The sequence below is a fragment of the Emticicia agri genome, from assembly GCF_004168285.1.
In the GTDB taxonomy this organism is placed as follows: Bacteria; Bacteroidota; Bacteroidia; order Cytophagales; family Spirosomataceae; genus Emticicia; species Emticicia agri.
This window is the reverse complement of sequence record NZ_SEWF01000018.1, coordinates 62,560-84,238: the sequence shown is the minus strand read 5'-3', so window position 1 is coordinate 84,238 and position 21,679 is coordinate 62,560. Positions and strand designations below refer to the sequence as shown.

Below are 21,679 nucleotides of genomic sequence, written 5' to 3'. Positions count from 1 at the left end.
TTCTTCCGGTCGATGCGTCAATAAGTCGTATTAAACTGATTGTGGCGGTTGCCAGCGCAAGAAAATAAAATTGGAGGTATCTTTGATTTCGTAAGCGAAAGTTACTTTAGCATAGGCATCCTTAAAAACAGGTACTTGTGCCAAATAGGGCGAAATCATTATAGTACCACAGCAGGCACAGCTACAAAGGGGTGAACACAAATCTGAATCGTCTCCGTGGCAAGCCTGAGAATCAGAATGGCTACACACTATGGTTTGAGCGGCTTCTACTACACTTGCAGCCGTATCATGACAAGGCATACAAGCTAAAAAAAGCAGGTAAAAACTCATAAATATGTTAGCAAACCGATTCATGCAACAAATGTAGGGAACAAACCCATGCAACAGGAGTGCAAGAAAAATATTTATTTTTTTGCCCTGTGTATCAGTCAGGGTGTTAATTTAATACTTTTGCAGACTCAACCTAAATGAATGGCTCATGTGAAGAAAACTCTTAGCTATATTGTTCTTTCTCTTATCAGTCATCTCTCTGTCCGGCAGCCGAAACCCAATGCGCTTCTTGATTTTGTCAATACTTTGATGGGTACAACCTCAAAAATGATTTTGTCGGCTGTTAATACCTTTGATGCCGACAAAATCACAGAATTTAAAAAGACACATCAGCTAAGTCAGTGGATAAACGATATGGGCAATTTGCCATTTTGCCCATTACAGGCAAGAGCCGTTTTAATGATGATGAAAGAGCAAGCTGGTTTTCGCATAAATCATGTTGATCTTTAAAAAAATGGTGTCTTAGAACAGGAAATCGGTACCAAAATGCTTCGATACCGATCTACCTAATTAGGTTAGCCATCTCTAATTATTTGGCCACATTATTTTGTTCATCTCTCAATCAGAATTCGGGATAACTCATGTGTATTACTATTCAATCCATACGTTCGGCCTTGAAACTGTATCCTCCGGTTGAACCATCCGGCATTGGCCATCGCCATTTTCCTTCATAAGATTTAAAATCTTCTGTAAAAACAGACTTACTGTAATTATTAGAACCTCTATCGCCAAACCAATACCACATGGTATGGCCCTCTATATCATAAGTATAAGAAAAATTACTTCCGTCTATATCCATTAGCCTTGACCTTAGTGTTTGTGTATTTTCATCAAAACCAATGTATTCTACTCCCTTATGCCGTTCTTCTCCTTGTATGAGGTCAAAATGATGAACCAGAAAGAAGCCTCCTTCCATCCACTCAAAGGTAGACGTTGCCTGTAATCCATCATCGCCCGAGATTTTCCATTTACCAACCAGTGGCTGCAGTTTTTTTAATTCCGGATAAGGCGTTTTAGGCAATTTGCCAGCCAACGCATTGTTATTCTCAATCATTGTGTCATTTTAGTTTAATTTGTATTTTAACAAATCCTATCCTAAAATGTTATGCCAGCGTTTCTGAAAATCAGGAATGACACTTAACCAACAGAAATAAGTAATTTCTGATTTGCCTTAATAGTTAAATCATGAATGGCTATAAAAAAAATCGCCACAATATGCGGCGATTTTTTTGTTTAATACACGATGAATCTTACCCATCGACAATTGAAGAGTGTCGGTTGGAGTAATAAAATTTTTAATATATAATCATAATATTTTCAAGATAGATTAGTTACCTTTTCGCATCTCCTCAATCGTTTCGTATAGGTAACTAAGTAATACCAAAACCCATGCCAGAAATTATCAGGCGGTAGCATTTGTGCTAAAAATTTTATTTTCCATCAAAAATTATTTTAACACCTCTACTTCGATTTTAGAATCAGAGTAAACTTTATGGGTGGCTTTGATAAAATCTGCTTCGTCGGCTTTGAAAATATTAGGTACAAACTTCTGCGGATTACGGTCAATTAAAGGGAACCAGGTACTTTGCACCTGAATTTGTATTTTATGCCCCTTTTTGAAAGTATGCAATACATCTTGTAGCTGGAAATTAATAGTTGTTACTTTATTAGGTACAGTAGCCTCCGGTTTTTCAAAACTATTTCTGAATCTACCTCTTAAAACCTCACTGCGTACCATCTGGTGATAATTAGCCATCATCATTTTTTTATCTGGCATATAAGGGTGATTAGGCTCGTTGGCCGGATACACGTCTATCAGTTTTACAACCCAGTCGGCGTCGCTTCCAGTGGTGCTTACTTTTAATTTGGCAAAAATCTCACCGCCCAAAGTTATATCTTCTGTCAATACATCTGTTTCAAATACCAGTACATCGGGTCTTTTAGCCGCAAAACGTTGGTCTTCTGACATATAATTGAAAGGCGTAAAACCGGTCATGGATGTTAAGTCTTCGCTGTAAGGTACTGGTTTTTTAGGGTCGCTTATATAAGTGCTGGCAGATACTTTGGCAGGTTTTGTCTGGTCAAGTTTGCCATCACTATTCAGATAAAAAGTCAATTTCTGAGCAGAGGCTGACGGCCATTTGTCAAATTGTTTCCATTCTTTAGCGCCTGTATCAAACAAGTAAGCATCTGGTAAGCCTGTTTTGCCGTCTGCTGGTCCTTTCAGAAAGTGCGTAAAAAACTGTGCTTCGATATTCTTCTGATAGAAAGTAGCGATACTATCTCCGAAATAAACATTACTATGTAAAGTATGACCTGTTTCAGCTGACCATCGGCCATGCCCAAACGGCCCCATTACGAGGGTATTATAAGTATCCGGATTATTCTTTTCCAGTTTCTTGTAAACATTCAACGGGCCGTATAAATCTTCAGCATCAAACCAGCCACCCACGGTCATAACGGCGTGGTTTACATTTTTCAGGTGAGGTAGTATGCTTCTTTTTTGCCAGAACTGGTCATAGTTGGGGTGGTCAACGGTTTCCTGCCAGTAAAAATTATCTTTGTAATATTTCTGTACGTTTTTTAAAGGGCCTAAGTCTAACTGAAACTGGTAGCCATCACGCATATTACTGGTATTTATCATCTGGCTGGCGTACCATTCTTTAGAGGTAGGGCCAGAGTGCTGAATACCGAATACGGGGAAGGTAAACAGATACGCCTGAATAAAAGCACCATTATGATGGAAATCATCAAAAAAGAAATCACTAACCGGGGCTTGCGGCGAAGATGCTTTCAAGGCTGGGTGCGCATCAACCGCTCCTGCTACTGTATAAAAACCCGGATAGGAGATCCCCCATTGTCCGACTTTACCTGTATTATAATTGACATTTTTCAGCAGCCACTCAATAGTATCATACGTATCCGAACTTTCATCAGGTGCTGTTTTATCGTCATTTCCCGGATTATTAGGTGTCATATTTGTCCATGTACCTTCCGACATCCAACGGCCTCTTACATCTTGATACACAAAAATGTATTTATCTTTCATTAAAAAAGTAGAAGGACCTAACCGGAACGGATATTTGTCTTCGCCGTAAGGAGCTACACTGTAACAGGTTCTTTGCATCATAATCGGGTACTTAACCGTTTCAGAAGCATTTTTTGGCACATACACGGCTGTGTGTAGCTTGGTGCCATCTCTCATGGGTATCTTGTATTCGTACTTATTGTAATTTTGTTTCACGTAGTCGGCTTGTGCAAATGCCGCAAAGGAGCATAGCACAAGAAAGAGAATTTTCTTCATGAAGTGTCAGTTTAGAATGTAAGGATAAGAGTAAAAAAATCGGGTGCTAAGTTAGCCGAAAGAGAGGGCATTTTACAAAAAGAGCACATAATTTTTCGATTATGTGCTCTACAGTTTCACTCACTTAGAATCAGAAAAATATTGCTAACAAACAGATTGATGCAATGATGATTACTGAAATTACCTTTTTGGTTTTAGCGTGGGTTACCGCACGGGATGAACGGTAACTGAGTTGTACCGGTTGTCTCATAGATTATTAGATGTACTTTAGTGTTTAGGATAGTTTTGGAAACTCTTAACGACGAGGTAAAGTTACTGTATAAACCAAAAAGTTTCAAGTTAAATTAATATTAAAAATGCAACTTTTTTTTTATACTAAGTAATCTCTTTGCAAAAACCGTTCCATAACGTATTTTTGCAGACTTTTCATTGAAACCGCAAATAAATGTTAAATAAAGATTCAATTTTACGTATAGCCCTACAAAAATCAGGAAGATTAAGCGAAGACTCATTTGGACTTTTTAAAGAATGTGGTATTAAATTCGAGAGTGGTACAGGCAAACTCAAAACCTCCTCTTCCAACTTCCCCGCAGAGTTTCTTTTTTTACGAGATGATGATATTCCGGGCTACGTAGAAGATGGCGTTGCCGATATAGGAATTGTAGGCGAGAATGTATTTGTGGAGTCAAACCGGAAGGCTGATGTAACCTATCGGTTAGGTTTTTCTAAATGCCGTTTATCTATCGCCGTACCGCGTGGCGTAGAATACAGCGGCATCGACGATTTTCAGGGTAAAAGCATTGCTACTTCTTACCCGCGTATTCTGGGCAATTTCCTGAAAAGCAAGGGTGTAAAAGCTGAGATACATGAAATCAGTGGCTCGGTTGAAATTGCGCCAAGCATTGGCCTTGCCGACGGGGTTTGTGATATTGTGAGTTCGGGGAGTACGCTGCTGAGTAATGGACTGAAAGAGGTTGAGGCTATTTTTCGTTCGGAAGCTATTCTGATTGCTAATAAAAAATTAGCTAAAGAAAAGCACGAAACGCTTAATAAATTGTTATTCAGAATAAGAGCAGTACAAACTGCTCAGAATTACAAATACATTCTGCTGAATGCGCCTAATGAAAAACTGAACGATATTATCAATATGATTCCCGGCATGAAGAGCCCAACCATTGTGCCTTTGGCTATGCCAGGCTGGAGTTCTATTCATTCGGTACTGGAAGAAAATCAGTTCTGGGAAAATATTGAAGCGATTCGTGCGGCAGGTGCAGAAGGTATTTTGGTGATTCCGATCGAAAAAATGATTTATTAACACAAAATTATTGTTCCCATGACTACCTATGACACCTCCGCAGATGCCATAAATGCTTTAGTAGGCAAGGGCTATGACCATAATTTTAATCTGAAAGACGAAGTATTGTATTGCCACACCAACCATACGAGTCTGCAACCTGACGAATTTCAGATTGATGAGGTATATCGCTTTGAAGGAGAAACCAACCCTGATGATGAAGTAATTGTGTACGCTATCTCATCAACGTCAGAGAATATCAAAGGTGTTTTAATAAATGCGTATGGGGTATATGCCGAAAGCGTATCGGCGCAACTGGTTGAAAAACTGAAAATTATTCGATAAATGAAAATAGTTTCTTTTCCTCCACGCATTGAGTGGAAACAATTACTGGCACGACCTGTACAGGAGATGGCAGCTATTGAACAGAAAGTACAGCCGATTCTGGCCAAAGTAAAAGCAGAAGGCGATCAGGCACTCAAAGAATTTGCGCTGAAATTTGATAAGGTTACTTTAGAGACTATTCAGGTATCTCAATCTGAAATTGATGCAGCCGAACAACAACTATCAGAAGAACTGCGAACGGCTATAAAACAGGCCTACCATAATATATATACCTTTCATGCAGCCCAGCAGCAAGAACCTCAGGTGATTGAAACCATGCCGGGCATTAAATGCTGGAGAAAAAACGTAGGGATTCAGAAAGTAGGATTTTATATTCCCGGTGGCACAGCCCCACTTTTTTCAACGGTGCTGATGTTGGGCGTACCAGCCCAAATTGCCGGATGTCAGGAAGTAATTCTATGTTCACCAAGCAATCACCCTGCTATTTACTATGCCGCCAAACTGGTAGGTGTAACGCAGGTTTTCAGGGTAGGAGGGGCACAGGCCATAGCCGCTATGGCTTATGGCACAGAAACTATACCACAGGTTTATAAAATATTCGGGCCGGGAAATCAGTATGTTACGGCGGCCAAACAATTATTGAGTAAAGAGGGCGTAGCCATTGATATGCCTGCTGGGCCATCAGAAGTAGCCGTAATGGCCGATGATACAGCTGTTCCGTCTTTTGTCGCTTCCGATTTACTTTCACAGGCCGAACATGGAGCCGATAGTCAGGTACTATTAGTAACTACGAGTAAGAAACTGGTTTCTGCTGTTAATTTGGCTGTATCCGGGCAACTGAATCGTTTACCCAGAAAAGAACTGGCAGCACAGGCTATCGAAAACTCAAAAATTATTTTGTTGGAAAGCGAAAAAGAGTGTATTGACCTCATTAATGATTATGCACCCGAGCATTTGATTCTATCTGTTGAGAATTATGCAGAAGTAGCCGAAAAAATTGTGAATGCAGGGTCGGTGTTCTTAGGCAATTATACCCCTGAATCGTGTGGCGATTATGCTTCAGGTACTAATCATACCTTGCCTACCAACGGTTATGCCCGGGCTTATAGTGGAGTATCCTTAGATAGCTTTGTAAAAAAAATAACCTTTCAGGAAATATCAGAAACAGGGATTAAAAACATCAGTAAAACGGTTGAATTAATGGCCGAAGCAGAATCGCTGGAAGCCCACAAGCGTGCCGTAACGCTGAGAGTTGAGAGTTTATCTTAAAAGTTGATTTTAACTATCAATCAATTAACCATCATTTATACCTGCTGAACTCATGAAAAATTTCCTTTGTGTTTTATTAAGTATTATTTGTACTTATGCTTTTGCTCAGGAAAAAATTACTGCTATCAAAGCAGGTAAATTATTCGATAGTGAAAAAGGAATCTTTTTCGATAATCAGGTAATTCTTATCAAAGATAATCTGATAACCGAAGTAGGAGGTAATGTAAGAATCCCTGCTAACGCACAGGTAATAGATTTAAGTAAAAAAACGGTTTTACCGGGTTTGATAGATTGCCATACGCATATCACTTTTCAGCCGGAAAATTATATGGAAGACTTATTTCGTAAATCTCCGATTGATGTAGCCATAACCGCACATATCTATGCCAAACGGACTTTGCAGGCAGGTTTCACTACTTGCCGTGATGTAGGAGCCAGCGAATATATCGATATTGCTTTACGCAATGCCATTAATTCAGGCAAGGTAGAAGGGCCAAGATTATATGTGGCCGGATTTTTTATAGGAGCAACCGGAAGCCACGGAGATTTAACAGGTTTTTCTCCTTATGTCCATTTTCAGCAGGAATCTGGTGTGGCTGATGGGGTAGATGGCGTAAGGAAAATGGTGCGTAAGAATATTAAATATGGCGCTGATTTAATCAAGTTTGGCGCAACAGCCGGAGTTTTAACAGAAGAAGAATCAGTAGGGGCACCACAGTATTCACAAGAAGAAATGAATGCTATTGTGGAAGAAGCAAAATTGTGGGGTAAAAAAGTGGCCGCACATGCACATGGTGCAGAAGGAATTAATATGGCAGTTAAGGCGGGTGTATCCTCAATTGAACATGGAAGTTTCCTGAATGATGAAGGAATTCGCCTGATGAAAGAAAAAGGCACTTATCTGGTGGCTGATATATATAACGATGATTATATTCTGTCAGAATATTCGAAAATGGGTGTTCCTCAAAAAATTATTGACAAAGAAAAACTGGTGGGTAGGGTTCAAAGAGAGAATTTTCAGAAAGCTGTCAAAGCAGGTGTAAAAGTTGCTTATGGTACTGATTCGGGCGTATATCCGCATGGAGATAATGCTAAGCAGTTCTTTTATATGGTAAAATATGGCCTTACACCTATTCAGGCTATACAGGCTGCTACTATCAATGCGGCTGATTTGATAGGTATTAAAGACAAAGCAGGCTCTATTGCAGTAGGAAAATGGGCTGATATAATTGCCATTGATGGAGACCCGCAACAAGATGTAACGGTAATTGAAAAGAAGCTGACTTTTGTAATGAAAGACGGAAAAGTTTATAGGAATCAATAAAGATTTATAGATATAGAAAAGTGCCTATCTTTAAGATTAGAGTTAGGCACTTTTCTATCAAAACTCTCCAATCAGCCATTCTACTAAATTCTCTTCTGTTTCCAGATTCAGTTTTTTCCTGAGTCGGTATCGCTTCAATTCCACGCTTCTGTAAGTAATATTTAATAACTGGGCAATTTCTTTTGACGAAAGGTTCATGCGCAAATAAGCAGAGAGCCTTAAATCACCCGGTGATAAATCAGGATAACGTTCTAATAGCTTTTTGAAAAACTCTTCATGCACCCGATTGAAGTTCTGTTCAAATACCTGCCAGTCATGGCCTGATGAAATATTATTATCAATTAACTTAATAATATGGTTGAGTGAACCGGCTTTGATATTTCCCTCTAATTCCTGACTTTCTGCTTTTAACTGTTGCAACAATTCATTCTTTTTTATCAATTGCATAGTAGAATTAGCCAACTCTTCGGATTTGCGGATAATATCCTGCTCTAATTGCTCATTACGTAGCGTAATAATTTCCTGCTTACTTTTTTCCTGTTGTCGTTTTAATTCTTCTTCTTTCTCTTTTACCAGTTGCTGATTCTGGTCTTTCAACCTTTTCAGGTGCAGTTTGTATAAATAATAATAGATACCTATGAACAATAACAGATACAGCGTCTTGCTCCAGGGATTCCAGTACCAGGGGTCATTAATGATAAAATGAAGTACAGTTTCGGCATCACTTGTATTGGTGAGTAAATGAAGGGTATATGAGCCGGGAGACAGGTTGTTAAACTCTTTTTCATAATTTTCCGAAAACTCTGACCACCTCATCATATTGTTCTCTAACCAATAACTGAATTTGACCGAAGAGGTATAGTCGGTAGAGCTGAAAGTAAAAAGTAAAGTGTTCTGGTTATACTTAAATGTCATATTTTGTGGAGTAGAGTTGTCTGTAAAAAAATGAGATAACTCCGGGTGGTTTTCTACTTTTACACTTCTGATAATAGGTTTTCTGCCTTTTACCCCTAAAAGGTTCAGAATGCTGTTGCGGTCAAGAATGGTAAAGCCGTTTTCTTTGCAAAAAAGAAATGTAGAGCCAAATACTTTTAAGTTTTCATAATCGCTTACCCAGGTGTCTTTTTTTAAAGGTAATTCTAACCAGACATTTTGTGGCGACACCATTCCGAACGAACCATTGTTTTTTAGATACCATTGTTCATTATCGCTTATAGTAAATATTTTCTGAATATTCGTATGGTTTTTAAGTGCCACTATCGGCTGGAAAGTCTGACTATTGTCATGGTATTCCAAAACACCTTTATTACTGGTTACTACAATTTTATTTCGGATTCTTGTCAGATTTTTAGGGACAAAATCCTGCTGAATGGCTGTTTGTTTGTCAATCTTCCGTAAGTCGGCAGATAATTGTAACCTGAAAATGCCATTGTTTAAAGTATTGATAAAAATTTCGCCATTTTCATTTTCTTCTAATTGCTTAATAGGAGCCGAAAAGTTATCAATTGTATGTGAGAAAACCCATTTACCTGATTTATCTTTCTGGTAAATACACAATTTGGTATAAGTACCTTGTATCAGATGATTAGGGTAGTTTTTCAAAGGCTTGATAACTAAACCACCTGTAATAGTAGAGATAGGAGTGGCTTTCAGGTTATCAATCCTGAAAGTGCCATTGTTATGCCCGCACAACAATTGGTTGTCAATTACTTCTAAATCCCAGGTCTGGCTTTGTGTATTGGCAACCAGACTGAATTGTCGGTTACGCCCATCTAACAAGGTATAAAATACCCCATGATTGGTAGCCAGGTATAATTTATTCTGAAAAATAGCTGCGTCGAACACCGTTCCTAATTCTCCTTCAATGTCTTCAAAGTATTTAAAAGGCGAACTTAATGCTATCATAGAGATACCTTTGTCTAAGCCCAACCACACATTTCCCTTTTCATCGCTCTGTAACGAAAGCACTGTATTATTCTGTAAACCATTCTTCTGGTTGAAATTATTAGTAATAGTACCCTGTGCATCTGTAATGACCATACCATTTAGTATGGTGCCGAATACATAACCTCCATTGGTAAGCCTTACGCCACCATTGAGCTGGTTTTGCTGAACAAACAACTGCAATTGCTGATTGAAAGGCTTAAAGCTACTGCCATTATAGATATATATTCCTTTACTGGTGCCGACAAGAAAACCTGAAATATCATTGGTAGGTAAAATGGTGTGTACAGACTCATTTTTTAGAAATTCACTGTTCTGAACAAAAACAAACTGATTATTGATGATTTCGTACAAGCCTTTTTCGAGTACTTCCAGAAAATAGCGACCATTTACATCGAAAGCAAAAAGGATATTACCGGGTGTAGGTAGTTTTTTAACAGTATTGTTCTGAAGAAGAAACATATAAGCAAACGACTGAAAAATAATGCCGTTTGAGGTTTCTACGATATGCCAGATTTCTTCCTGATTAAACTGGCTTTCTTTGATAAGGGGTTTCAGCGAATGATAGGAAAGCGAGCCGTCAGCCGATTTGTCCCAATACCCGAATTCACCCAGAGCACCTGTGTAAATCCTTCCGGTTTTATCACAGATAACCGACCTCACAATTTGTTTGGCAGGTAGCTCATAGGTTGTCCATTGAGTTCCGTCAAACTCTAATAGGCCTTTAGAGTTTGCAAAATACATGAACCTGTTCACGGGGTTCTGGGCAATACCCCAGTTCTGCCGATGGGCTTTATAAATCTGGTGTGAGTAATTGAATAAGTCTGGTTGGCACAAATCTGCCAGTCTTTGCGAATAGGAAATATTCCAAAGTAGCACAAGCAGCCAGCAGCTAAGAATTTTATTCAATTTTTTAAAGAGCAAGTGTTTAATGAGCTGTTTTTTTTAATGATGTGGTAAAAATAACGAAAAAACCTATAAAACAGGCAAAATGATGTAGTATTGATGTGGCAGTTTTTTAGGATAATGTTTTTAAAAACCTGTACTTTGTGCCGGATAAATTAAATAAAATCTTTGTTTATTTCAATAAAGTCTGTTTTTTAAACATTATTACTTTACAGATAGTTATTTATATTCTTCTGAATGTTTGCTTGATAAACTCAGGGAATGATGTACCGACCCAATCAATTCTCTGGTTTCTGATTCGCTGTATTTTAATGTAAACAACACAACAAAACAATTTCTGTACTCTCGTAAATTACCGTATGAATAAAAATTCTCTTAACAGTTCAATGAAAAGAAGCGTAAGCGTTTTGCTTCTCTTGCTCAGTTGTTCTCTTGCTTTTGCTCAATCTAAAATTTCAGGAAAAGTAATAGACCAGAAGACAAAAGAAGGTATTCCGGGGGCTTCTATCAGGATAAAGGATACTAATACCGGAACGGTAGCCGACTTTGAAGGAAACTTTAGTATCAATGCTTTACCCAATGCTACGCTTGTGGTTTCTTTTATTGGTTATTCAAATAAAGAAGTAGCGGTCAATAGTCAGACCGAACTAACTATCGGACTTGAAGAGGCCACTAATGAATTGGAGCAGGTAGTGGTGATAGGCTATGGCTCGCAACGTAAAGTAGATGTAACGGGTGCTACCTCAAGTGTAAAAGGTGAAGAATTAGTAAAACAACCTGTTATGACCCCAACACAGGCCATTCAGGGCAAGGTGGCAGGGGTACAGATTATCAGTAGCGGTCGTCCGGGTAGTTCTCCCAATATCCGCATTCGTGGTACAGGTACTGCGCTGGCTGGTACAGCCACACTTTTTGTGGTTGATGGGGTATTAACCGACGACATCAGCAATGTAAATACCGCAGATATTACCAATATTGATATTCTGAAAGATGCTTCGGCTACGGCTATTTATGGGTCTCGTGGTGCTAATGGTGTAGTAATTATTACCACCAAAAAAGGAGTATCGGGCAAAATGGTGGTGAATTACAACACCCAGATAGGGATGCGTTCGGCGGCTAATCTGGTAAAAATGGCTAATGCCGCAGAATATGCCAACTATGTAAGTGCAGCCAGTGGCGGACAACCCTTTCCTGCAGGAACCATTTCAACAGATTGGTATGGTGAGATTTTAAGAGAGGCTTTTATGCAGAATCATAACCTTTCTATCTCAGGAGGTTCTGATAAATCAAAACATTATTTAAGCCTTGGCTACTTGGGCGATGAAGGAATTATTATTAAAAATAATTTCAGACGCTTTACTGCCCGTTTAAACGATGATTTTACACTTCACGAAAAACTGAGAGTAGGTCTTACTACTTCTTTTACGAATAGTCGTGACCAGAACGTAAATCTGAATGCCGCATACAATAATGCCTATAGAGCCGCGCCGACAATTGAAGCCATGAAAGATGGTAAATATGGCAATACTTCGCTCTTTCAGAATGTGGGTAATGCCGTATTGGATATTAATAATAACGATGATTATACAGTACTTAATCGCTTACAATCATCGGGGTATCTGGAATTTAATCCGATTAAATCATTGACATTTCGTAGTAGTATAGGAGGGGATTTGAATTTCAGAAATGCACGTGAGTACAACTACCAGTTTAATAACGACCAGACTACTTTTATTTTAGCAGGTGGAAATCAGCGTAATCCGAATAGTAATCTGACCGTAACAAACGAAAATATTTTCCGGTGGGTCTGGGATAACACCTTTACTTATAACAAGACTTTTGGCAAGCATACCTTAAATGTAATGGTAGGTACAACAGCCGAGCAATATACGCAAAGTAAATTTTCGGCGTTTAGAAGAGACGTACCAGCCTCTAAAAATCTCTGGTATATCAACACGGGTAATGCTAATACCTCTACCAACTCAGGCGAGGGCGACAAGTGGGCAAGAAATTCTTACATCAGTCGTTTAAATTATAATTATAATGATAAGTACCTGTTTACGGCTACGATGCGTGCCGATGGAAGTTCAAGATTCCCTCCGGCTAACCGTTGGGGTTACTTTCCATCGTTCGGGGCAGGTTGGATACTGACTAATGAAGAGTTTCTGAAAGGACAATCATTGTTTCAGACTATTAAACTGCGTGCAAGCTGGGGACGTGTGGGGAATGACAGAATCAGTTCTGATGGCTATATTGTAACAGTTGAGCCAAATCTGGCTTATCCATTTGGTGGAGGTGTAGCTACTTTGGGTTCAGCTATTACACAAATCAAAGACCCGAACCTGAAATGGGAAACCACAGAAGAGGCAGATTTAGGATTGGATTTTAGTATTATGAACGGAAAATTGCAGGGAGAGTTTGGGTTCTATGATAAAAAATCTAAAGACCTGTTGATTAATGTAAAAGTACCATCGGTAACAGGTGATAAAGATGGCGTAGTATTGACTAATGCTGCTTCTATCAGAAACACCGGATTTGAAGCCGCATTGAACTGGCGGGATAAAATTAATGAAGACATGAGTTACAGAGTAGGAGGGAATATCACTTTCAATAAAAACTCTGTGATAGGTCTGAATGGTGGTCAACCGATTATAGACGGCGGTATAGGCGCATCGCAACAATATACTACTAAAACCGATAACGGACAGCCCGTTGGTAGTTTTTATGTATTGCAGGTTTTAGGCGTTTTCCAGACTGATGATGAGGTAGCTGCCTATAAAGGTTCAAACGGACAGGTGATTCAGCCAAGTGCCTCAGCCGGAGATTTCAAATATCAGGATACAAATGGTGATGGTAAAATTGATGATAATGACCGTGTTTTTGTAGGTTCCTATCAACCTAAAGCCTTTTTCGGGCTCAATGCCGGATTTACCTATAAAGACTTCGATTTGAGTGTTGATGCCTATGGCAACTTTGGTAACAAGGTGTATAATGGTAAAAGGGCGTTCAGACAAGGGTTATATGATAATGTTGAGTCGTCTATGGCTTACGAACGTTGGTCAAGAGGAAGTGGCATAAATAGTGAGCCTGCTGCTAACTCGGGTAACCTGCCTGCTTCTACCTACTTTGTTGAATCGGGCGATTTTATCCGTATCAATAATATTGCTTTGGGGTATAACCTTTCGCCAACATTGCTGAGCAAACTGAAGATTGCTTCTGCCAGAGTGTATGTAACTGCACAAAATTATTTCACATTTAAAAAATATTCTGGATTTACTCCTGAATTACCGGGAGACCCAACAAAAGCGGGGATTGAATTGAATGCGTATCCAACTTCTAAAACATTAGCCTTTGGATTGAATGTCGGGTTTTAATCATTAGCGAATTTTAATTATGAAATCGATGAAAAAAAATATTTTCAAAATCAGTGTTTCAGCGTTTGTGCTTTTATGGGCGAGCTCATGTAGCAGCGATTTTCTGGAAGTACCTCTGCAAGGCAAACCAACTGCTGAAACTGACCCGAATCTGGCGCAAAACCTGGTTGTAGGCGTATATAATAGTTTAATGACAGGCGAAGCTTTCGGCTCAGAAGGCGATGTGCACGGATTGTCTTTTGTAACAGCCACCACTATCATTTCTGATGATTCTGATAAAGGCAGTACTACTACTGACCAGCAAGGAACGGTAGGTGTTATTGATGATTTTTCAGTTACCTCAACCAATATTTTGGTACAAGCGCTTTGGGCAGGTCATTATAATGGAATTGCTAAAGTGAATAATGCTTTGGTAATAGTTGCACAATCAACGCTGGACGATGCTACCAAAAATCGGTTGATGGGAGAAATAAGGGTAATCAGAGGCTATTATTATTTCAATCTGGTAAGGTGGTTTGGTGGAGTACCAAAAATATTACGTGTACCGAAAGATGCCAGCGATGCCAACGTTGACCCTGTGTTTCAGACCAGAGCAACTGCCGAAGAAATTTATCAGCAGATTATTGAAGATTTACAATATGGTGTAACAAACCTGCCTGTTCGTAGCCAGACAGGTGCCGGAAGAATTGCCAAAGGTACCGCGCAGGCATTGTTAGCTAAAGTATATATGTATCGCAAAGAATGGCAGAAAGCTTATGACCTGACCAAAGAGGTGATGAACTCGGGACAGTATGATTTGATTGCAGACTATGCTACTATCTGGCGACAAGCAGGAGACAACAGTCGTGAGGCCATTTTTGAGGTACAAACCGGACAATTTAATAACACAGATTTTGGTGTAAATGCTTATTCAATGTTTCAGGGACCGCGTGTGGGTGGTAAGGGTGGCTGGACTGACCTGGGTTGGGGTTTTAATAATCCTTCACAAAGTCTCGTGAATGCTTATGAGGCCGGAGATTTAAGAAAAAATGCCACAATCATTTTTATTGACAATAGCGGTAAATATACAGGTACCGTACTATTTGATGGTTTCCGTATTCCAAGCGCAGATTCAGTACAGAATCTTCGTTATAATTATAAAGCCTACCATTCTGAGAATAAAAATGTAGAGAATTATTTAGGAAACCGTGATAAAAAACAGAAGAATATTCATTTACTGCGTTTTGCAGAGGTATTGTTGATAAATGCAGAAGCAGCCAACGAATTGGGTAAACCTGCCGAAGCTATTGCAAACCTGAACAGGATTCGCCAGCGTGCAGGTTTAAAAGCACTGACCGTTGGTTCTCAGTCCGACATAAGAGAGGCAGTTTGGCAGGAGCGCCACATTGAATTAGCTATGGAGCATGACAGATTTTTTGATTTGGTACGTACAGGCCGGGCAGCCAGTGTGCTAAGGGCTTCCGGTAAAAATTTTGTGGCAGGTAAAAATGAATTATTACCGATTCCTTCACTACAGATTGAGTTAAGTGGCGGAAAACTGACGCAAAATAGTGGTTATTAATGCAATCAGTTAACAGAAATACTTACAAATTTATTTACTAATTTTTTTAATTATGAAAACAAAGAAAGTTTCATTGGGAATTTTTGCTGCGTTGATAGTGGCGGGTAGTATTATGGTTTCGTGTAAAGAAGATGCGGTTTCTCTTCCACCAATCGGAGGATTCAACAATGCAGATGAAGTGGCCGCATCAAACCTCGTGGCTTACTGGGGGCTTAATGGTGATGGCAAAGAAGCTAAATCAGGAGCCATGCCTTCAAAGTCTCAGAATGTAACCTTTGCTTCAGGTGGACCTAAAGGACAAGCCGCAAACTTCACTTCAGGGTATTTGTCCTATGATGCCATTACAGCTTTGAATAGTTTGCCAAATGCCACCATCAGTATGTGGGTAAATGTGAAAAATAACGGTACTAATCCGGCATCGTTTTTTACATTGACTCGTCCGAATGAATGGGCAGGAAATATCAACTTAATGGCTGAAACAGGTTGGAGAAAAGCTACAAGTGACACTTTAGTAATCAAAGGTCTGGTGGTAACTAAAGTAGCTGGAAACGACTCTTGGCAGGATTCAAGAAATGAGCCTACCAAAGGTGGGGTTCAAGCAGCCTTGTTTGGTGGTAAATGGACACATATCGTAATGACATGGGACGGGGCTACATCGATGTTTAAAATTTATGCCAATGGTGTAAAAATCTCGAACCCTGAATGGGAAGCAAGAGGCACAACAGGACCATTGAATTTCACTACACCAACCAAAGCGATTATCGGTGCCTGGGGTACAAACGTTTCAGGCGGAACTGCTGAAGCATGGCAGGTGCCTATGACGGGTATGGTAGATGAAATCCGTGTGTTTAACAAAGCACTTTCTGATGGCGACATCAATTCACTTTATCAATTAGAAATGGCAGGAAGATAATCTTCTGTCGTTTTAAACTATCACCAAAGCACCTATCCTTGTGGGTGGGTGCTTTTTTATTCTCTAATTTTAAAAAATTCAGGCATGAAAATCCTCCATTTGGGTGTTACATTAATTATAGTACTGTTTTCATGTAAAACCCAGGACATTGTTGAACCGGAACAGTTTTTTTTCAGAACTGTGGCGGTTAACGGCAGTCAGCCTGCAGGGTTTAACGTGAATAACCTTAATTTGCTGCCCAAAGTTGATATTTCCTTTTCTGCTCCTTTGAATAAAGAATCCGCTCAGACAAATATCACTTTGCAGGAAAAAAACTCATCGGTTAAAGTACCTTTAAATCTGTCATTTTCAAACCTTGACAGTTCGGTTAGCATTAGTCCGCAACAACCCTTGAAGAGTATTACCCAATACGATTTAACGGTTAATCCGGAATTGGTATCAAAAAACAAGACTTTATTGAATACTACTATTAAAGTAGGCATGACAACGCAGGTGGATACAACGGATAAATTCCCTCGTATCAGTGATGATGAATTGTTGACGCTGGTTCAGCGACAAACTTTTAAGTATTTCTGGGATTTTGGTCATCCGGTGTCTGGATTGGCCCGTGAGCGTAATACATCGGGCGATATCGTTACTTCCGGTGGTTCAGGGTTTGGTGTGATGACCATTCCGGTAGCTATTGAACGCGGGTTTATTACCCGCAAAGAAGGTCTGGACAGAATGTTGAAAATTACAGGTTTTCTGAAAAATACAGCCAAAAGTTATCATGGGGTATTCCCGCACTGGTTGAATGGAGCTACCGGAGCAACTGTTCCTTTTAGTGCAAATGATAATGGAGCTGATTTGGTAGAAACCGCCTACCTCATACAAGGTTTATTAACGGTTCGTCAGTACTTCACTTTAGGTAATGTTGAAGAAACCAGATTAAGAAAAGAAATCAATGAATTATGGGAGGCAGTAGAGTGGGATTGGTTCACCAAAGGTGGAGAAAAGGTGCTTTACTGGCATTGGTCGCCCACTGTTGAATGGAAAATGAATCACCAGATTCGTGGCTGGAACGAATGTCTGATTACCTATTTTTTAGCGGCAGCTTCGCCAACTCACCCGATTTCTAAAGAAGTATATGACAATGGCTGGGCAGACAACGGAAAAATGAAGAATGGAAGAACTTACTATGGTACCGTACTACCATTAGGATTTGATTATGGCGGGCCTTTGTTTTTCTCGCATTATTCGTTTTTAGGTTTAGACCCACGCAATCTGAAAGATAAATATGCCAATTACTGGGAGCAGAACGTGGCGCATACCAAAGTTAATTATGGCTATTGTGTGGCTAACCCGAAAAAGTTTAACGGCTATGGACCTAATTGCTGGGGATTAACAGCCAGCGATACCAATACAGGTTATGCTGCCCACTCACCAACTGAAGATTTAGGGGTAATCAGTCCAACGGCTGCTTTATCAGCAATGCCTTATACGCCTAATGAATCAATGGCAGCTTTGCGCTTCTTCTATTATAAATTAGGAGATAAAATCTGGAAAAACTATGGTTTTGCCGATGCTTTTAATCTGACAAATATCTGGATTGCCGATTCATTTTTAGCTATCGACCAGGGGCCGATTATCTGTATGATTGAAAACCATCGTACCGGATTGCTCTGGAATTTGTTTATGTCAAGCCCGGAAGCAAAAAACGGAAAGACAAAATTAGGTTTTGAATAATTAACCCAATCATAAAGTAGATATGTTTCATACAGGCCTTTGGCATTTGCCAAGGGCTTTGTTTTTTATTCAAACTGAAAAGCAAAGTAGGTAACAGTACCTTGACCGATATTTCTGATGGCATGAGGCACATTCGATTCTAAAAAGATAATATCGCCGATACCTGCTTTTATCCATGTTCCGGCAATATGTTCCTCGGCTATATTATCAATAGGTAACAGAATCTCAGCGGCTTTATGTACATGGGGCGGGTGACTTTCTAACCCTTCTTTTAAGGTGGTAACATGCATTTCAAAACGCTTGGCCATAGAAGTGGGTTTATCAAAAAACTTTCTGATACCGCCTTTGTCATGCGCCTGAAAAGGAATGTCATTCCAGTTAATCATAAATGAACCACCTGCCTTTTTACCTCTTTCTACGTTTTTGGGTTCTCTCGATTCATAGCGCATGACATAATAGGTAACATTGCTATTGCCCTTATTCTCAAACCCATGTTCTTCGCCTGACATCATTAAGGCTACACTGCCTGCACCTAAGGTTTGCGTTTTGCCCTCAATCGTTACAGTTAATTCACCTTCTTTTACAATAATCATCTCTTCTTCGTCATGCTTATGACTTGGATGAGGCGACTGATGCGGATAAACGGTGGTAGCGTGGATTTTAATATGTTTAAATGCGACAGAGCTTCCTTCAACTAATGGTCGCTGCTCCATATTTTCTTTTTTATTGACAGGTGCATCTGCCCAATGATAAATTTTAGCTTCAATAGGTTTAAGAGATTCCTGACTGACACTGATAAGTGCATAGCAGAAAAGTAGAAAGAATAGAGAATATTTCATCAGGTTGATAGTTTAAGGTCAGATAATGATTAAAGTTTTTTATTAATCACTCATTTATACAATCACTCAATTATTCAAATTCGGAATTTCATTGAGATTATAGTAGATAGTTTTTCCTTTTTCCTGTCCGGTTTTTATCATTTCGTCAGCTCCTTTTGATGCGCCTCCAACCCGAAGTACAGCCGTGCAGAAACTAATTAAATCAACGGCAACCGGATGAAAAATCTGATTAAAAATCTCATCACCCATTTGCTGTGAACCTGCAATAGCAATCAATGGTAAAGCAAACCATTCGCCTAAAACAGGTAAATGACCTTTTCTATAAACTTCTAATGCCATTTCGTTCATCAAATGAACATTTTTTTCAATTAGTACAGGGTCATCATTGGTGCCTGAACGGTATGGGCCGGCAATCAGAATCATTTGTTGTTTCTCCATCTGTCTAAGTATAATTTCGTAAAAATAAAATTATTCAAAGATAGAGTATTTAACAAAGGATGAAACTAAGAAACTGTTTGAGTTAATCTTGTTGAATTAAAAAAGTCGATTTTTATTCAATACTACGCTTTAAAAATCCCGCGCGGCGTCCGCTCATTTAGCGTTGCTAAACTCCGGTTTTTAAACCTTGTCTTGAAATAAAAATCAATCTTTTTTATTTTCAAAATTTAACTCAAACAGTTTCTGAATTTTAGCTAATGGCAAAATTCAGAATTTCTTCTGTAATGCTTCAATAGCTGCTGTCAGATAGACCATAGGGGCATTCCAGTTAATGGCAATCTCGTTAGACGCATAAGAGCAAACATCATCTGTAAACGACTCATCTGCAATTTTAGTGGTATAAGTAGTACATTTATCCTGCTGACCAGGATTCGGCCCTCCTGACAGTAGACCCGGAACAGGCTCAACAATGCCATCAGCTTCTGACGGACGGTGATGTGGGTGCATTACCTGCTTAGACCCAAAGCCTGTCAGAAACGAATAGCCAACGGCATTCCGGCCTAATAGATAATCTAAATTGCCCAATGCCCCTATAAGGTATTTTTTGTCGGAAGTGATTTGATAAGCCTGCAATAATGCAATTCCCTGATTAGCCGCATGAGAACTACTACCCCACATATAATCTCTGGCAGTTTTGCCCATTACTGTGTGATAGGCCTGCTGGTCAACGCCTGCAAGCAAGCCATCAGCAAAATCGGTAAGCATCTTTTTCAAAGCAGGTAAAGCTTGTTTACTTTTGGGTGTCAATAGTTTTTCTGAACGAATTAAACTATAATATCCAAGCATCCGAACCTGGCTCCAGGTGGGTAATGGCAGATTTTTGTCAGGAAAAAGGTCAGTCTGTTCAGCATAGCTGTCGTCTTTTGTAGTAATCCATAGTTCTATGGCTGCCCATATCCATTCGTCGGCACTATTTCTGTCTCCATACTCGCCTGTTACTACATCAGGGTCAAATTGTTTGTTGATTTCATTTTGAAGATATAAGGCTTTTGGATTAGCCTTTGCCCATGCCCAGGCTTTTTTAGCTGCGATAAGGCAAGAATCTGCCAAACCGGGTAATTGTTTTTCATAAGCCTTAAAAATTCTGTTAGATTGTGCCATTACGGCGGCAAAATCAAGCGTAGCCGTAATACTTTTCTGTACTACATAGCGTGGCTTGATGGCCTTATCGGGCATCACCATTCCATCAAATGAAGGATTGGTCAATTTATGGTAAACGCCACCATCATTAGGGTCTTGCATGGTGAGCATCCATCTTAAATTCCAAAGGGCTTCATCTAATAAGTCAGGAATACCATTTTTACTTTCAGGAATGTTGATTTCAAAATCCTTACAGTATTCCGGGTAATCTTCGTACAAAGAAAACAAAGTCGCCATCGTAATGCCTGAGTTAACGATGTACTTGTTATAATCACCTGCATCGTACCAACCCTTGGTTGAAGAAATCAGGGTATTTTCAGGGCGTTCTTTACTTGCAGCAGATGGGTGTAATAGTACCTTATCATCTCGGTGGCCTGCTGCTCTATGCCATTTACCTGCATATTTTTCAGGTAAGTCTGTGGAAACTCTTTGGTAGTAAAATCCTTTCAGCGAGGCTTTTGCGGCTTCTCTGTGAATATCTTTTTTGATTTCAAAAGAGTAGGAGAACCCTTTGTTGCCAATAGAAATATAGTATTTGCCGGGCTTGTGCAAGGCTGAAAAATCTGCAAGCTGGGTAGTTTTCTGAGAAATAGCGTTTGTTCGCTGGTTTGAAAGTTTCCCTTTGAAAACCACTTTTTTCTTATTCTGTTTAATCACTTCAAAATCACTTTGCAGTTCGCCAACCCATACCGCCACTTTGGAAGCATCTGGATAGAAACCAACCTGATTTAGCCGGATATTTTCATTCTGGGCAAATAATTGTTGTAGTGAGAGAAATGCTATAGTCTGCAAAAAGATTTTTTTTAAGTTGAATAGTAGTTTCATCGGAATAGAGTTTTGAAAAATAAAGCCACACTTATTTTAATTATCAGAAAGTATGGCAATAAAACAATACAGCATGATTATACTTGAA

At 39.4% G+C, this 21,679-nt stretch carries 16 protein-coding genes; 9 read left to right on the top strand and 7 right to left on the bottom strand.

Annotation, left to right across the window (positions count from 1 at the left end; translation table 11 throughout):
• Window positions 1-30: 30 nt before the first annotated feature.
• The gene (locus EWM59_RS13745) at window positions 31-330 is read right to left on the bottom strand and encodes a DUF6660 family protein (RefSeq protein WP_130021553.1); all 300 of its coding nucleotides are present in this window, start codon (window positions 328-330) and stop codon (window positions 31-33) included.
• Window positions 331-471: 141 nt separating this feature from the next.
• Between EWM59_RS13745 and EWM59_RS13740 the strand changes: the two genes are divergently transcribed.
• Window positions 472-780 carry a hypothetical protein gene (locus EWM59_RS13740; RefSeq protein WP_207219985.1) on the top strand — a complete coding sequence of 103 codons (309 nt, stop codon included), beginning with the start codon at window positions 472-474 and terminating at the stop codon, window positions 778-780.
• A 145-nt stretch (window positions 781-925) separates the two neighbouring features.
• Here EWM59_RS13740 and EWM59_RS13735 read toward each other — a convergent pair whose 3' ends face one another.
• The gene (locus tag EWM59_RS13735) at window positions 926-1,384 is read right to left on the bottom strand and encodes a hypothetical protein (protein WP_130021552.1); all 459 of its coding nucleotides are present in this window, start codon (window positions 1,382-1,384) and stop codon (window positions 926-928) included.
• Window positions 1,385-1,777: 393 nt separating this feature from the next.
• Window positions 1,778-3,634 (bottom strand): CocE/NonD family hydrolase, encoded by a 1,857-nt coding sequence (locus EWM59_RS13730; RefSeq protein ID WP_130021551.1) that lies wholly within the window; start codon window positions 3,632-3,634, stop codon window positions 1,778-1,780.
• A gap of 445 nt (window positions 3,635-4,079) precedes the next feature.
• Between EWM59_RS13730 and hisG the strand changes: the two genes are divergently transcribed.
• The 4 genes from hisG to EWM59_RS13710 are packed head-to-tail and all read left to right on the top strand — an operon-like array spanning window position 4,080 to window position 7,866.
• Window positions 4,080-4,949, top strand: coding sequence for an ATP phosphoribosyltransferase (hisG, locus tag EWM59_RS13725; RefSeq protein WP_130021550.1), 870 nt, complete (start codon window positions 4,080-4,082; stop codon window positions 4,947-4,949).
• A gap of 18 nt (window positions 4,950-4,967) precedes the next feature.
• On the top strand, window positions 4,968-5,273 hold the full coding sequence (locus tag EWM59_RS13720; protein WP_130021549.1) for a phosphoribosylpyrophosphate synthetase: 306 nt from the start codon (window positions 4,968-4,970) through the stop codon (window positions 5,271-5,273).
• Window positions 5,274-6,542, top strand: coding sequence for a histidinol dehydrogenase (hisD, locus tag EWM59_RS13715; RefSeq protein ID WP_130021548.1), 1,269 nt, complete (start codon window positions 5,274-5,276; stop codon window positions 6,540-6,542).
• Window positions 6,543-6,594: 52 nt separating this feature from the next.
• Window positions 6,595-7,866, top strand: coding sequence for a Xaa-Pro dipeptidase (locus EWM59_RS13710; protein ID WP_130021547.1), 1,272 nt, complete (start codon window positions 6,595-6,597; stop codon window positions 7,864-7,866).
• A gap of 57 nt (window positions 7,867-7,923) precedes the next feature.
• Here EWM59_RS13710 and EWM59_RS13705 read toward each other — a convergent pair whose 3' ends face one another.
• A complete protein-coding gene (locus tag EWM59_RS13705) occupies window positions 7,924-10,719 on the bottom strand; it encodes a helix-turn-helix and ligand-binding sensor domain-containing protein (RefSeq protein ID WP_130021546.1) in 2,796 nt (931 codons plus the stop codon).
• 383 nt (window positions 10,720-11,102) lie between these two features.
• On the opposite strand from EWM59_RS13705, the gene EWM59_RS13700 reads away from it, so the two are divergent.
• The 4 genes from EWM59_RS13700 to EWM59_RS13685 all read left to right on the top strand — a co-directional run bounded on the left by EWM59_RS13700 (window position 11,103) and on the right by EWM59_RS13685 (window position 18,289).
• Window positions 11,103-14,090 (top strand): SusC/RagA family TonB-linked outer membrane protein, encoded by a 2,988-nt coding sequence (locus EWM59_RS13700; RefSeq protein WP_165372176.1) that lies wholly within the window; start codon window positions 11,103-11,105, stop codon window positions 14,088-14,090.
• A 28-nt stretch (window positions 14,091-14,118) separates the two neighbouring features.
• A complete protein-coding gene (locus EWM59_RS13695; RefSeq protein WP_207219984.1) occupies window positions 14,119-15,651 on the top strand; it encodes a RagB/SusD family nutrient uptake outer membrane protein in 1,533 nt (510 codons plus the stop codon).
• 52 nt (window positions 15,652-15,703) lie between these two features.
• Entirely contained in the window at window positions 15,704-16,564 is an 861-nt protein-coding gene (locus tag EWM59_RS13690) for a LamG domain-containing protein (RefSeq protein WP_130021543.1), read from the top strand.
• An 84-nt stretch (window positions 16,565-16,648) separates the two neighbouring features.
• Window positions 16,649-18,289 (top strand): glucoamylase family protein, encoded by a 1,641-nt coding sequence (locus EWM59_RS13685; RefSeq protein WP_130021542.1) that lies wholly within the window; start codon window positions 16,649-16,651, stop codon window positions 18,287-18,289.
• A gap of 65 nt (window positions 18,290-18,354) precedes the next feature.
• Here the strand turns inward: EWM59_RS13685 and EWM59_RS13680 are convergent, their stop codons facing one another.
• The 3 genes from EWM59_RS13680 to EWM59_RS13670 all read right to left on the bottom strand — a co-directional run bounded on the left by EWM59_RS13680 (window position 18,355) and on the right by EWM59_RS13670 (window position 21,591).
• Window positions 18,355-19,128, bottom strand: coding sequence for a cupin domain-containing protein (locus EWM59_RS13680; RefSeq protein WP_130021541.1), 774 nt, complete (start codon window positions 19,126-19,128; stop codon window positions 18,355-18,357).
• A 66-nt stretch (window positions 19,129-19,194) separates the two neighbouring features.
• On the bottom strand, window positions 19,195-19,566 hold the full coding sequence (locus tag EWM59_RS13675; RefSeq protein WP_130021540.1) for a DUF4406 domain-containing protein: 372 nt from the start codon (window positions 19,564-19,566) through the stop codon (window positions 19,195-19,197).
• A 267-nt stretch (window positions 19,567-19,833) separates the two neighbouring features.
• Window positions 19,834-21,591, bottom strand: coding sequence for a glycoside hydrolase family 9 protein (locus EWM59_RS13670; protein ID WP_130021539.1), 1,758 nt, complete (start codon window positions 21,589-21,591; stop codon window positions 19,834-19,836).
• Window positions 21,592-21,679: the final 88 nt, after the last annotated feature.